Genomic DNA, 14,336 nt, shown 5'->3' on the forward strand with positions numbered 1-14,336 from the left:
CTTAAGAAATTGGACCGAGTCTGGGCGAGCAGAGCCAACAGGCAGCCCGCTATAGCTGCGACGACCACAGGAACAGCGATTCGAATTGACCTTTTGAGGATCACTCCATCTTCTCCTGATAATGCAGATGACATTACGCTGCTTTAGAATGACGGCCTCCCAGGACCCTACTCTACCGTCTCGAAATACAAAGTCAGATTGGAGCAATGATTTCGCAATGGGATCTGAGCACGGTGATTTTACATCAGCGCATTAGTCCTTCGGAGCCGAGCCCACACTTGTTCCCCAACACCCACATGTTCGTATACGCTTAATTGCGAATGAAAATGCTGCTGAAGGCTCGTCTCGCCTCGATGATGTTCCTGGAGTACTTCGTCTGGGGCGCGTGGTATGTAACGCTGGGGACATGGTTAGGCGAGTCCCTGCGATTTTCCGGTGCTCAGATTGGACTGGTAGCTGGAACGACCGCCGTAGGCGCCATCGTATCTCCTTTTCTCGTCGGCATTATTGCCGATCGACTCTTCGCGACAGAAAAGGTGCTCGCAGCAGTCCATTTCCTTGGCGGCATACTTCTAGTAGTTGCCTCTTTCAGATCCTCATTCGGACCTCTCTATATCCTCGTTCTCCTATACGCGCTTTGCTACATGCCAACATTGGCTCTCACCAACTCCCTTGCCTTTCGCCAGATGACCGACCCGAAGACCGAGTTTGGCCCGATTCGAGTTCTGGGCACCGGAGGCTGGATCGTTGCCGGCTTGCTGATCGGCACGTTGCGACTGGAGGCTACATCGGTACCCTTGCGCGTCGCGGCAGGCGCGTCGTTTTTCCTGGCTCTCTATTCCCTCTCACTCCCGCACACGCCGCCACTGATGCAGTCCGTCAAGTTTCGTGTCAGCGATCTTTTCCCCGTTGAAGTGCGGCGCCTGTTCCGCGAGCCCAGCTTCGCAATCTTCGCATTGGCATCTTTTCTTATCTGCATTCCTTTGCAGTTTTACTACGCGTTCACCAATCTTTATCTGAACGAGGCAGGCGTAAAAAATGCAGCCGGAAAGATGACCGGCGGGCAGATGTCAGAGTTGTTCTGCATGCTGCTGATCCCCTGGTTTTTTCGGCGACTGGGCGTGAAATACATGCTCATCGCAGGCATGTCAGCCTGGGCGCTGCGATATGTTCTCTTCGCCTACGGCAATAGTGGAAGCGCAATGTGGATGCTGTGGCTCGGCATTCTCCTGCATGGCATCTGCTACGATTTCTTCTTTGTGACTGGGCAAATTTACGTCGACAGAAAGGCACCCATCGCCCTGCGCGCCGCCGCCCAGGGAATGATCACGCTCATTACCTATGGCGCTGGAATGCTCGTCGGATCATGGCTTTCCGGATACGTGGTCGACCAATATACGATTACAGGGGCGAACGGTTCAATTTCGCATGCATGGCGATCGATCTGGATTGTTTCTGCCACCTGTTCCGCAGTCGTTCTGGTGCTATTCTTCTTCACCTTCAAGGACTCAGACCGAATGTCGACCACTACAAGGCAACCAGAATCCGAACCCGTAGGTACGGTCTAGCAGGCTTTAAGGGTATGCCGGGACGAATCACGCCACCACTGAAGCAGCAGCACTAACGCGATCAAAATTAGGGCCAGAGTGAGGCCAGTCCACAAACCGATAATTCCCTTTCCGCGCCAGAAGCAGAGTACATAACCAAGGGGCAGCCCGAAGATCCAGTAACCCGCAAAGTTGGCTAGCATTGGCACACGTGTTTCACCCAGCCCTCGCAGTGCACCAGTCGATATTGTTTGAATCCCATCGAAGATCTGAAATGCCGCTGCCAGCGCGAGCAGTGGCACGCCCATACTTACCACCGCCTCCTGATTTGTGTAGATGACGAGAACTGCATGCGGCACGAGGAGGAAAACCACAGCGGCCAATGCCATAAAGCTGACACCGACCATCATCGCCAGCCAGCCTGCACGGCGTGCGCGTGGGCCGTCTCCGGCGCCTATGGCATGCCCCACCGCAACTGCCGCGGCAGCCGAGGTTCCCAATGGAACCATATAAGAAAATGCTGCGCAGTTAAGCGCAATCTGATGTGCAGCCAGAGCGACTGGCGTTAGTCGACCCGCCATCACTGTTGCAGCGCCGAAGGCTCCAACCTCCATCACGATCTGTCCAGCCGCTGGAACTCCAAGCTTCAACAGGCTCAAAATGCGGGCAAAGACAACTCCCGGCCAATCTGCAAACAGCGGATGACCCCTGCCTGCTTCATTTCTCCACGCAGCAAATATCAGAACTGCGGCCATGTAGACTCTGGCCAGGCAAGTAGACAGTGCCGATCCGCGCACACCCATCGCCGGAAATCCGAGGTGACCGTAAATCAGTGCCCAGTTCCCTGCCCAATTGATAAGGTTCGCAGAGATCAGTGCGAACGTGACTGGACCAACGCGCTTTACTCCCTGCAGATAACGGCGAAACGATGCATAGAGCAGAAGTGGTAGTGTGCCCCAGTTGAGCATCCGCAAATAATCTGAAGTCTGCTGGCTTACTGCAGCATTGACTCCCAGATACGGAAATGACAAAGGTGCAGCCCAGAGAACGATCATCAGCAAGGGTGTGAAGGCAACTGCGATGTACACACCTTGAGAGAGCCAGCGGTGACACTCGTCGAAATCGCCGCGTCCATATGCCTGCGACACTAGCGTATCGAGCCCGAGAAGTATCCCGATTCCAAACAATGCAGGCGCATAATAGATGGCATTTCCCATGCCGACGGCGCCAATCGCCTCAGCGCTCAGTCTGCCCACCATGATCGTGTCCACAATCGACATGGACATCCATCCAAGTTCCGACAGAATGACAGGAATGGCGAGCGCCAACAGGGAGCGCAATTCCCTTTTCACATCAATCTGCGTCGATTGCACCTGCATGCTACAACTCTACATAAAACTCTCCCCAAATAGTCCGCACACAAACTTCAGCGAACTTCAATTCTCGAAATTGTGAAGACGCGCACCAATAACCTACCCTCCTCTTGCGATATAACAAGAAGGATGAATCTGCCGGTCAACCCACCGATCCTGCCGATGCTCGCCAAACGAGTCACTGGCCTGCCGGAAGGTGATGGATGGATCTACGAACCAAAGTGGGATGGCTTCCGCGCAATTGTCTTTCAAGATGCAGCTGATCTCCTCATTCAAAGTCGCGACCAGAAATCTCTGAACCGCTATTTCCCCGAATTGATCGAGACCTTGCAAAAGCAACTGCCTAGTCGTTGCGTACTCGACGGGGAAATCGTCATCGCTCAAAACGGCGCGCTCGATTTCGAGGCTCTTCAACTCCGCATTCATCCCGCGGCATCGCGGGTCAAGAGCCTCTCCGAACAGATTCCGGCTTCAATGGTTTTCTTCGATCTTCTATCCGAAGGAGACGAAGATCTGCAAAGCCAGCCGTTCGAGACACGTCGCAACAAATTGGAAGCCCTGCTTTCTTCAGCCGTACCCCCGCTGCATATCACGCCTGCAACGCGCGAAACCAGCGTGGCTTCAGACTGGTTTCGTCGCTTCGAAGGAGCCGGCCTGGATGGTGTAGTTGCAAAACCAATAGACGGTATCTACGAACCCGACAAGCGAGTCATGTTCAAAGTGAAGCACGAACGCGATTGCGATTGCGTCGTCGCTGGCTTTCGCTGGTACAAGGAAAGCGAGGGCGTGGCCATAGGCTCATTGTTGCTTGGACTCTTTGATGATTCCGGGGCTCTGCAGCATGTCGGCGTCTGCGCCAGCTTCGCAAAAGAGAAACGCCGCGAACTCCTGGACTTCCTCACACCCTATCGCGCGAATGCGCTCGACAATCATCCATGGCGGGCTTGGGCTGAATATGAACCCGACCAACGGATGCCGGGCGGTCAAAGCCGTTGGAGTCAGGGTAAGGATCTGTCCTGGCAACCGCTACGTCCCGAATTAGTTGTCGAAGTTTCTTACGAGCACATGCAGGGCAGGCGATTCCGCCACATGTCGCATTTCAAGAGATGGCGGACGGACAAGAGACCCGAAGACTGCACGTACGCGCAACTGGAAGTCGTCCCCGCCCAGGAACTCACCGAGATCTTTTCCCTCGGCCGCTGACACGAGAGTCTCGCTAAGTTAATCTTCGCCTTCGCCATTCGCGGGTCGGATCGTCGTCCGGATCAGGAGTCTCTTGAGCAGGTCGCATTTCCTCCGGAACATGCCGCAGGTTGATTCGGATTCGTGTCCAAAGAGAATACCGGCCCCGCATCCGATCAATAAGAACATCGTCAACAGCTAATAAAGCTGCTGCCTCTTTATGTTTTTCCTTCCATCGCTCCAGACCCGCCATGGCAGCTTCTTCGCTCTGCGAATTTGCAATGGTGAGAAGAGGCGCCTTCGCCCGCGACGTTCGTGATGAAGACTTCCTGGCACTCACACCGCTCGACTCAGCCTTCGCCCGCGAAGGAGCAACGCGCTTCGCTTCGCCCTCCATCTTGCGAAAATGCGGCGGCCAAGGCGCATCCCCCAGGCCCGACGCCTCATCTTTCGCTGCAAGCTGCAGCAAACCTTCCAGCGATCCTCTCGCAGCCTCCATCTCTGCGAAAGGATCGCCAATCTCGGCGAAGCGCTTCGGCATCGTCAAGACAGTAAACTCTTGAGGGTCGCAATCAGGAAGCTCATTCCAGCTCAGCGGCGCAGAAACGCGAGCGTCCGGCAAAGGCCGCACCGAATAAGCAGAAGCTGTCGTTCTGTCCTTTGCGTTCTGGTTGTAGTCAAGAAAGACTCCATGCCGCTCTTCCTTCCACCATTTCGAACTCGCCAGATCCGGCGCACGACGCTCCACCTCACGCGACAATGCCAACGCCGCGCGCCGAACTTCAGTAAATGTCCAGCGAGGTTCGATCCGGACATTAATATGCATGCCGCGCGAACCGCTCGTCTTAGGCCAGCCATGCAGATCCATTTCCTCAAGAACGCTCTTCACCGTCATGGCTACGCGGCGCACATCCGTCCAACCCACTCCCGGCCCCGGATCCAGATCAATCCGCAACTCATCGGGATGATCCAGATCACTGGAGCGGACAGGGTGAGGATGAAGCTCAATGCAACCCAAGTTCACGATCCATGCCAACCCTGCCGCATCGTCCACCACAATCTCTTCAGCAGTCCGGCCCGAGGGAAAGGAAAGAGTCGCCGTCCTCAGCCAGGAGGGGCGATCGCTCGGCGCCCGCTTCTGATAAAAAGCCTCGCTCTCGGCGCCAGTCACAAACCGTTTAAGAACCACCGGCCGATCGCGAATCCCGGCAAGCGCACCCGCAGCCACCGCAAGGTAGTACTGCACGATGTCCAGCTTCGTAAGTCTGACCTGCTTTGAAAAATAGAGCTTATCCGGATGCGTAACCCGAACTTCCCTGCCTTCAATCGAGAGTATTTCGACGGCTTCGTCTTTACTCATCAAAACAGCTTACCGCTTCCGGTCACATTCGAGGCGTTCATCGCCTCTCCAGAAAATCAGTACCGGAAAAATCGCTCCCGAATGGTAAAACTCTAACCACTGCTCTTTTCGAAACAAACCGGAGCCAAACGATGCGTATCGCGAAATCGTTACTGAGTGCTGTCTGCATTTTGTTTTTTGCCGCTAACACACCACTTCAGGCGCAGACAAAACGAAGCATCACCGAAACAGATCTCTATCAGTTCCACTGGATCGGCGATACGCAGATTGCTCCCGATGGCTCACGCGTCGTCTTCGTCCGCGTGGACGTGACGCCCGACCACAAAGGTTACGCGACATCCTTATGGCTGCTTGACCTGAACAATGCAGTGGAAGCACCGCGAAGACTAACCGCCGGCACGCATGACGGCCACCCTCGCTGGTCTCCGGATAGCAAAACCATCGCATTTGCGCGCGCCACAGAAAAAGACGGCAAGACGGGCAAGCCGCAAATTTATCTGCTGAATCTCGCCGGCGGCGAAGCCGAAAGCGTCTCCGATCTCCCCGAGGGCGCTTCCGCCCCGCTCTGGTCTCCGGATGGAAAGCATCTTCTCCTCACAAGCGGCACAACGCCGGAAGAATGGAAGAAGCACGAGTCCAAACCCGACGCAGCAAAGACAAAAGAGGAGACGCCCGAGAGCGACGTGCGCGTCATTACGCGCGCCGTCTATCGCATGAATGGCGAAGGGTATCTCGACTTCGATCATCCGGATCATTTCTGGATGATCGATATCGCCTCTGACGGGAAATCTGGAAAACCAAAGGAGATCACTCACGGCAGGCTTGGCGACTCTGATCCAGTCTGGTCGCCGGATGGAAGCCGCATCTACTTCTTCCGCGAAACCTCCGACGAACCCTACTACGAGCCGCCAAAGAGTGCCATCTATTCCGTCCCTGCTTCCGGCGGAGACGCAAGCCTCGTTGCCGCAATACCCTTCGGCGCGCAAGACATGGTCATCAGTCCAGACGGCACCGAGGTCGCGTTTCGCGGAGCAACGACCGTGCCCGTGCGCTCTTACTCCGAGCCGCATCTCTGGACGATTGCCTTAAAGCCCGGCGCTGAAGCCAGAAACGTCGCACCCGACTACGACTACGACATCGGCGACTCAATCGGCGGAGACAATCGCGCGCCTCGCGCCGCAGGAAACGCGCATCCCGTTTGGCTCGATGATCACACTCTGCTCGACGTGGCCACAAAAGAAGGCCGCGCCAATCTCGTAAAGATTGACCTGACAAACGGCAAGGTTTCCGACTTCACTTCCGGCAATCAGACAATCCAGTTGTTTTCTCTTTCAGCCGATCACGCAAAAGCGGTCGGCCTCGTCTCAACGCCACTCATGATCGGCGATCTCTTCTCCATCACCGCCGATGGCAAAGAGAATCAGCTGACACATATCAACGACGAGCTATTCGCCCAGCTCAATCTCGCCCCGCCCGAGGAGATCACCTACAAGAGCTTCGACGGCAAGCGCATTCAAGCCTGGGTACAGAAGCCATGCGATTTCGACCCGCACAAAAAATATCCGCTCATCCTCAACATTCACGGAGGCCCGCACACCGCGTACGGCTACGTCTTCGATCACGAATTTCTCTACATGGCGGCCAAAGGATACGTCGTGCTCTATCCCAACCCGCGCGGCAGCACTTCCTACGGTCAGGAATTCGGCAACATCATTCAGTATCACTATCCCGGCGACGACTACAAAGACCTCATGGCCGGCGTCGATGAGCTGATCCGCCGCGGATACATCGACGACAAGAAACTCGGCGTCACCGGAGGCAGCGGCGGCGGCCTGCTCACCGACTGGACCGTAACGCAGACCACCCGCTTCGTCGCGGCCGTTTCGCAACGCGATATTTCCGACTGGACTTCATGGTGGTACACCGCCGATTTCACACTCTTCCAGCCAACCTGGTTCAAAGGCCCGCCATTTGAGACCCCCGAAGATTTTCGCGCCCGCTCGCCGATCACCAACGCCAAGAAAATCCAAACTCCGATGATGTTCATCCTTGGCGAAGCCGATTACCGAACCCCTCCCACCAGCGGCGGCGAACAGCTCTTTCGCATGCTGAAATATCGCCACGTCAATACCGTCATGGTCCGCTTCCCCGGCGAGTCGCATGAACTCTCACGCTCCGGAGTGCCCGCGCACCGCATCGAACGGCTCGATCACATCACCGGATGGTTCGGCAAATACCTGATGGACAAGAGCGAACCCGAATATGATGTCGTGACGCCAAAAGAGCACGAATTGGACCGCTAAATGCCAATTTTTGGCGCTTAAATGGCTCTTTCAAGCACAAATTTCGCCTCTCAGATCTCCTTTAGACAGACAGATGCCAAGGGGTCAAATGTGTTAACTTGAAAAGAGCTTCCCGTCGCTGGAGAGATGGCCGAGTGGCTGAAGGCGCACGCTTGGAAAGCGTGTTTAGGGGAAACTCTAACGTGGGTTCGAATCCCACTCTCTCCGCCATAATATTTATAATCAATAGCTTACACTATACGGCATCGATATCTATCAGCAACGCTTCGTGAGCCACCAGCCTGTTGCACAGTGCTTCCGGGAGTAAACGGCGCCGTTCCCTCCGTGCACTCCAAAATGTACTGACAGTTTTATATGCTTCAGCCAAAGCCTGCTCTCGCAATTGGACGAGCTTTCCCGCGTGTTCTTTCTCTAACTCCTCGAAAATCTGATCGAATCGACTCTTGGTTTCTGGAAGCGGGGCGGGACTTGATTCGATGTCTTCCTTGAACCATCGCTTCTCATATGAATCAAGATGCGCTTCGCAGTGTGCGAACATCAGCTTGCCCACCACCGGCTTTCCGCAACCGGCTTCCAGACACATATGCGTGTCTTGCCGCTCATGCATCGTGATTCGCCGTTCAGCTTCCTGAAGCCTTTTGACTTCGATGATGTAATTCGCTGACGCCTGATCCGCAAGGTAAAGAAGATTTCTCAAACTCTCGCTCTTCAACATGCCTGCATTCGCCTCCCGCCCAGCTAAGCACTGTACCTCATCGCGCTTTCAAGTCTTGCGTTACCAGAGTCACGGGCGTCTCTGATACGCTCAATTCTTGTCTCATGCGGTTTTGGCTATGCGATATATCATTCATCGAAAGGGGGAACCTTAGTGCAGAAGAAGATTCCAATGTCGCCTGAAGTAGCACAGGCAATGAAGAAGCAACTGAAGGCATTTCGCAAGAAGTTTCACCGCGATCCCGGCCCCGGCGATCCGATCTTTTTCGACCCGGACGCCGATACCCCACAGCCGTTCTCTGAAGCCAAAGCGTCAGAGATATTCGATGAAATGATGAATGTCGCCAAGGAAGCGAATATCCGACCGGCGCTTATCTACGCGATGAAGAAGACGGGGCGCATCGTCACGGAACAAAACCGGAAGTTGCTGTCTCCGGAAGAACTCGCCGAGTGGGATGCTGCAATAGACGAGTACAAATCGATGCAATGACCGGGGTCGTAGTAAGCGCCGACCATAAACGAAACACAAAAGGAATAGGGTTTTGTCCGATATTTCTGAGCTACCAACCGCTCCTTCCGACCACACGCCATCCAGTGAGCCGATACCGCTGCACATCACGAACTTGAACGCAGCTAAGGAGTTGTTCAAGGAATTTGACGATCATCGACGATTTCATTTGCAGACTAGCTTGCAGCTATACGACAAGTTATCCAGCCAAATAGGAATCGGAACGAACCTTTACGAAAAGCTGATCTTATTGGACGGTGCAACGATCGCTCTGTCGGTTACTTTCTTGGGTTCACTGTCGTCACGGCTGGGCGCCGCTCATCTGAGCGGACATCCGCATTTATGGATGGTGGCTTTTTCGTGGCTTCTCTTGATTCTGTCCATCTATTTCAGCTACCGGGTGATCCTCGACAGGCACTCTTCGGTATATTCCGTTTTGGCCCGGGTTTCCGCTGATTGTTCAGCTCATAACCACCAACGTGCTCACGTCAGCATCTCCGGACTCAGCGGTCTTCTCAAAGGGGAGATTCTAATCGGGGAAGACAAGATTGATGTGTCAAAACTGTTTGCTGGTCTTGCTGAGCTTGTAAAACAAGAGGGCGAGGATTCCGCGAAACGTGCGACCGAGTATGCAGCAGAAATAAGGAAAGCATCCAGAGAAGGTGTCTGGGCTAAATTAGCTCTGAACTGCACCATGTTGGCCGTTATTATGCTCTGCCTTTTTACCGTGCTCTCGCTTCGACTGCTGTTTTGAATGAAGGTGTAGAGCATTGCTTTCTTGACCAAGAATGAACTGATACCACTGATACCGTTTTTCGAGAAAATCCGCGATATTGCATATAAGAAACAGCACCATATGCAAGAGCGTGCTACTCAAAGATCTTTGTCAGAAAAGCGGTTACGGTAAATACTTCAAACCATTGATTTTGAGGAATTTACCCTAATTGAATCCCACTCTCTCCGCCACAACTAAAGCGTTTAGAATCATTATTTATCTAAAACTTGCCATTCTTGGTCATGATTATCTGGGCCTTTTCTTTCGTTATGGCCTAGCCCTTTCAAATGATAACGCTCGCTTTTCGTGGTTGGTTCTTTTCGCTCTTGGGCGTGAGGTAGTTTTGGTGGCCTCATCCTCAATCTCGATCAACTGTCGGGCCGATTCGACGAGACGCATTTCCTCAATTGCCATTTGTCCACGACATCTGAGTTGACTCGAATCAAGATGCGTTGAGTTGCTCGCGTGCATCACTAGCGCAAAATCGATCTCCTGATCTAGGTCGCTACTTATCGTCCACCAAAGTACGGGATAATCCGGTTTGTGGCGTGGTGGATGAGAAAAAAATATTTCTTCTCGCAAAATGGCCGCTTTCTCAGTCAGACGAATGTCTAAAAAAGTAATTCATAGCCGTTGCTGATCGCGACAGGGTTTCTAGAACCGCAATCTTGACAGCCGTCACAGCCCTATGGTTACATTCCCCCGCAAGCATTCTGAGACTAGTACCTTGCATGGAAAGAGCTGAGGTCTCATGTATGTTGTCCTGCATTTCCTTCCTGGATTTCATCCCGGTAGACTCCGCAACCGCAGAGTTTGCCAGGGTTGATGACTCTGTATACAAAACAGGCGAAAGATACGCCAAGGTCACTGTCTAAGTCGCACCGACTAGATGCGGTCTGATAGGGCCCGCTGGTTTGCAGAACTTTTAGGAGGCGCAGTGATTTCACACAAATTATGGATTCCTGTCTTCGCAACGGTGCTTTTCCTCGGCTGTTGCTTTACTGCCCGCGGGCAGTCCACCTTCGGTTCAATTTCAGGAACAGTCAAGGACGCCACGGGCGCCGCTGTCTCAGGCGCGCAGGTCACGCTGACCAGCATCGCCACGGGCGCCAAGGAAACATTTAACACAGATCAAAACGGACTCTATTCCTTCGTCAATGTGAATCCAGGTGAGTACACAATTGATGTGGATAAGACCGGGTTCAAGCGCTTTAAGCGTGCCACCTTTGACTTGCAGGTGCAACAGAGTGTCCGCATTGACGCCACCATGGAGGTCGGCGCCGACACCCAGACGGTGGAAGTGACCGCGGAGGCTCCGCTGCTGCAGACCGATAACGCGTCCCTGGGCCAAGTCATTGACGAACGCAAGACCAACGAAACTCCTTTGAATGGCCGCAACGTTTTCAACCTCATCACTCTTTCTCCAGCTGCGATCGCGCAAGGTGGCGCGGGCGGTTCGCAGGTGGGCCAGAATCCGTTCAGCTGGGGCAACTACCAGGTGGGTGGCTCGTTCGGCAACGAGAGCGCCGAGTACATCGACGGGCAACCGGTGAACATTGGTTACATCAATCTGCCCATTCTGATTCCTGATCAGGACGCCATATCCGAGTTCAAGGTGCAGTACAACAACCTCGGACCGGAGTGGGGCAGATTCTCCGGCGGCATTGTCAATTTGAGCACGAAGGGAGGGACGAACACCTTCCACGGGGTAGCGTATGAATATCTGCGCAATAAGGTCTTGAATTCCCGGCCGTATTTTGCGACGACGAATCCCCCCTACGTGCAGAATCAGTTCGGCGGCACGTTTGGCGGCCCGGTTATCAAAGACAGGACGTTCTTCTTCTTTGCCTATGACGGTTACCGTCAGCGGGCATCCTCGATTTTTACGACCACTGTGCCCACGGTTGGTGAGAGGAGCGGCGTATTTCCCGCTGACACTCCGATTTATGATCCGTTGAGCATCAGCGCGGCGTGTGTCGGAAACTCCACGGCAGCGAATTGCGGCCGTACGCAATTCGCCAATAACACAATCCCTGGCGGATCAATTAGCCCGGCGGCATTGGTTGAACTTAAATATCTTCCGATGCCCACAAACGGCGCCGAAAACCTGAACTTCACCGCGGCCGCGCCTTCGGGTGGAAACACCAATCAATACGTAGCTCGTGTTGATCAAAAGTTGACTTCGACGCAGAATATTTTTGTCCGTTACAACTTCTTTAACCTTCTGGATTTGCCCACCGATCCCTTCGGCACAGGACTCTGCGCGGATCGTTGCGCGGAAACGTATCAGACCAACGCCGCCGTCATAGACTACTCCAACTCCATCCGGCCCAATCTGTTGCTAAGTGTGAACCTCAGCGGCAGCCGGTTCCACTACTTGCGTTCACCGAAGAACTCGAGTTTTGACTTGACTCAGTATGGCTGGCCGTCGTCTTACAATACGGCAATTCCGGCTGCTGGCCGGTCGCCGTTCACGCCCTGCTTCACGCCACAAGACCCCGGCGTTACCTGCTCGCAGGGCCAGAGCTTCATCACGGATCACGACACGCAATGGGCTCTCTCTCCCAACCTTACCTGGATCAAGGGACGTCACACCATGTTGTTTGGCGGTCAACTGATTGAGACCTTTGACAACTACGCCCAGACGAACATCGCCAGCGGCGCCTTTGCTTTCAACGGCAGCTGGACGCAGAGCAATCCTGTTGCCGGCGGAACAGGCGGTATCTCCTTCGCCGATTTTCTGCTGGGATATGGCCTGAACCAATCGAGCGTGTTCAACCACAATTTCGGTGAGACGCAGATTCCCGCCCTGGTGGCGCAAAAGGAAGCCTATCGAGCCTTCTTTTTCGGTGATACTTGGAGAGTCCAATCGAAAGTAACGCTCAGCTTAGGTCTGCGCTACGATTTGCAGGGACCCTGGACCGAGCGCCATGACTTTATAAGCTATTGGGATCCGGCGGCGACCAATGCCTCCGTTACGGGCTGTAACGGAGGGCCATGCCGAGGCGACGTCTTCCTCGTTCGTAACGGAGTAAATGACACCCGAGGCAACATACCGCTGAAGAAGTATGAGTTCATGCCCCGTCTTGGACTTGCTTATACCGTGGATCAGAAGACAGCCATTCGCGCGGGCTATGGAATATTCTTCATCCCCAACTGGATATTTTTCAACCTGAACCCCAGCAATGATGCCATCAACCTGGCTTCGACGCTGTGGGTTGCAACCACGAACGGCGGCATCACCCCCGCCAGCACACTGACAGCGAGCAACTGCGCATTCAGCGCGGGAGCTCCTTCGGGAACGCTGAATTGCGCGACAAACGGACCCTTCGGTCCAAATGTCGTGACTCCCCTTGGCAGAGGCAACGTTTCGGCCTTTGATGCCGGGCAAAACATCACAGTAGCTCCCTACACCACATATAAGCCGGCGTACGTCCAGCAGTTCAACCTGGACATTCAAAGAGAGCTGCCGGGAGGAATCTTCGTCGATGCCGCGTACGCAGGCTCGCGGGGCGTGCATTTGCCAAATCCGACTGCGACTCAAATTGACCAGCTTCCCGACGCGGACCTGGCTATGGGAAGCGCCTTGCTAGTGAACGTTCCCAACCCGTTCCAGGGGATTAACACGGTAAGCTCGTTGAACCCGACGACAAACCCTACGGTGATCGCCGGTCAGCTGCTCCGTCCTTACCCGCAGTATGGTGGCGTCAGCCTTGCCGGAGATGGTTGCTGCGACAGTGAATATAGCTCGTTTCAACTTTCAGTCACCAAGCGCTTCACCGGAGGCGGATCGTTCCTGGCTGCCTACACAAACGCAAAACTCATGACCAATTCAGACACCCTGACCACCTGGCTGGAGACCGGTGTTGGAGAGGTGCAGGACTGGAACAACCTCAGGGCAGAGTGGTCGCTCTCTTCCCAGGACGTGTCTCAGCGCGTAGTGCTCAGTTACGTTTATGACCTGCCCTTTGGTCACGGTCAAAAGTACATGGCCGATGCGTCCGGCGTCACCGGGAAAGTGGTTTCCGGCTGGGGCCTCGATGGCATCACGACGTTTCAGAAGGGCTTCCCCTTGCCGATAAGCTATGGGGGCTCGACAGCGCTGTCAAAGGCGAGTCTGGGAATCGGGGTTTTGCGCCCGAATATTGCGGCGGGATGCAGCAAGGGTACCTCGCACGTCCATTCGGTGGGGGGAGTCGCCTGGTTTAACCCAGAATGCTTCACAGCTCCCAGCGACTTTGGTTTCGGGAACGAGTCGCGCGTGGATCCAACGCTTCGGGGCGCAGGGATCAATAACTGGGATCTCGCGATATTCAAGACGACGAGCTTCGGGCCAGCGGAAAAGTTCGGTGTGCAGTTCCGAACGGAGTTCTTCAATGCATTTAATCGCGTCCAGTTTGGCCCACCGAATACCGCTTGCTGTACATCGAATAACACGAGTTTCGGAATTACTAGCAGCCAATTGGGTAATCCGAGGCTCATTCAGTTCGCTCTGAAGTTTCAGTTCTAACAGGTGAGCGGAGCGAAGGTGGATGCTGCATCGCGGCTAACGATGACCGTCAACGCTGTATTCC

At 54.4% G+C, this 14,336-nt stretch carries 9 protein-coding genes and 1 tRNA gene; 7 read left to right on the top strand and 3 right to left on the bottom strand.

All coding sequences use genetic code 11. The features are described 5' to 3' along the window. Window positions 1-326 precede the first annotated feature (326 nt). Complete coding sequence (locus tag H7849_RS15370) at window positions 327-1,568, top strand: nucleoside permease (RefSeq protein WP_251106292.1); 1,242 nt, start codon at window positions 327-329, stop codon at window positions 1,566-1,568. On the opposite strand, the gene H7849_RS15375 is transcribed toward H7849_RS15370, so the two are convergent. Further along, entirely contained in the window at window positions 1,565-2,926 is a 1,362-nt protein-coding gene (locus H7849_RS15375) for an MATE family efflux transporter (RefSeq protein ID WP_186740464.1), read from the bottom strand. The genes H7849_RS15370 and H7849_RS15375 overlap by 4 nt on opposite strands. A 123-nt stretch (window positions 2,927-3,049) precedes the next feature. On the opposite strand from H7849_RS15375, the gene H7849_RS15380 reads away from it, so the two are divergent. Continuing rightward, a complete protein-coding gene (locus H7849_RS15380; protein WP_186740465.1) occupies window positions 3,050-4,123 on the top strand; it encodes an ATP-dependent DNA ligase in 1,074 nt (357 codons plus the stop codon). A 13-nt stretch (window positions 4,124-4,136) separates the two neighbouring features. Here H7849_RS15380 and H7849_RS15385 read toward each other — a convergent pair whose 3' ends face one another. After that, a complete protein-coding gene (locus H7849_RS15385) occupies window positions 4,137-5,462 on the bottom strand; it encodes a DNA polymerase domain-containing protein (protein WP_186740466.1) in 1,326 nt (441 codons plus the stop codon). 131 nt (window positions 5,463-5,593) lie between these two features. Here H7849_RS15385 and H7849_RS15390 point away from each other — a divergent pair, with 131 nt between their 5' ends. Both H7849_RS15390 and H7849_RS15395 read left to right on the top strand, forming a co-directional pair. Continuing rightward, window positions 5,594-7,765, top strand: coding sequence for a S9 family peptidase (locus H7849_RS15390; protein ID WP_186740467.1), 2,172 nt, complete (start codon window positions 5,594-5,596; stop codon window positions 7,763-7,765). Between the two features lie 120 nt (window positions 7,766-7,885). Then, window positions 7,886-7,975, top strand: a tRNA-Ser gene (locus H7849_RS15395). 25 nt (window positions 7,976-8,000) lie between these two features. Here H7849_RS15395 and H7849_RS15400 read toward each other — a convergent pair. Next, on the bottom strand, window positions 8,001-8,480 hold the full coding sequence (locus H7849_RS15400; RefSeq protein ID WP_186740469.1) for a hypothetical protein: 480 nt from the start codon (window positions 8,478-8,480) through the stop codon (window positions 8,001-8,003). A gap of 171 nt (window positions 8,481-8,651) precedes the next feature. Between H7849_RS15400 and H7849_RS15405 the strand changes: the two genes are divergently transcribed. The 3 genes from H7849_RS15405 (at window position 8,652) to H7849_RS15415 (ending at window position 14,272) form a co-directional block, all read left to right on the top strand. Further along, window positions 8,652-8,969: a hypothetical protein gene (locus H7849_RS15405; RefSeq protein WP_186740471.1), complete on the top strand. Its 318-nt coding sequence runs from the start codon at window positions 8,652-8,654 to the stop codon at window positions 8,967-8,969. A gap of 52 nt (window positions 8,970-9,021) precedes the next feature. Further along, window positions 9,022-9,741 carry a hypothetical protein gene (locus H7849_RS15410; protein ID WP_186740472.1) on the top strand — a complete coding sequence of 240 codons (720 nt, stop codon included), beginning with the start codon at window positions 9,022-9,024 and terminating at the stop codon, window positions 9,739-9,741. A 958-nt stretch (window positions 9,742-10,699) separates the two neighbouring features. Then, window positions 10,700-14,272 carry a TonB-dependent receptor gene (locus H7849_RS15415; protein ID WP_186740474.1) on the top strand — a complete coding sequence of 1,191 codons (3,573 nt, stop codon included), beginning with the start codon at window positions 10,700-10,702 and terminating at the stop codon, window positions 14,270-14,272. The last annotated feature ends 64 nt before the right edge of the window (window positions 14,273-14,336 follow it).

Source organism: Alloacidobacterium dinghuense (assembly GCF_014274465.1).
Lineage (GTDB): Bacteria > Acidobacteriota > Terriglobia > Terriglobales > Acidobacteriaceae > Alloacidobacterium > Alloacidobacterium dinghuense.

Bases quoted from the DNA above. Each gene is read 5' to 3' on its own strand.
- H7849_RS15370 (WP_251106292.1), top strand. From the start codon at position 327: ATGCTGCTGAAGGCTCGTCTCGCCTCGATGATGTTCCTGGAGTACTTC.
- H7849_RS15375 (WP_186740464.1), bottom strand. From the start codon at position 2,926: ATGCAGGTGCAATCGACGCAGATTGATGTGAAAAGGGAATTGCGCTCC.
- H7849_RS15380 (WP_186740465.1), top strand. From the start codon at position 3,050: ATGAATCTGCCGGTCAACCCACCGATCCTGCCGATGCTCGCCAAACGA.
- H7849_RS15385 (WP_186740466.1), bottom strand. From the start codon at position 5,462: ATGAGTAAAGACGAAGCCGTCGAAATACTCTCGATTGAAGGCAGGGAA.
- H7849_RS15390 (WP_186740467.1), top strand. From the start codon at position 5,594: ATGCGTATCGCGAAATCGTTACTGAGTGCTGTCTGCATTTTGTTTTTT.
- H7849_RS15400 (WP_186740469.1), bottom strand. From the start codon at position 8,480: ATGTTGAAGAGCGAGAGTTTGAGAAATCTTCTTTACCTTGCGGATCAG.
- H7849_RS15405 (WP_186740471.1), top strand. From the start codon at position 8,652: ATGTCGCCTGAAGTAGCACAGGCAATGAAGAAGCAACTGAAGGCATTT.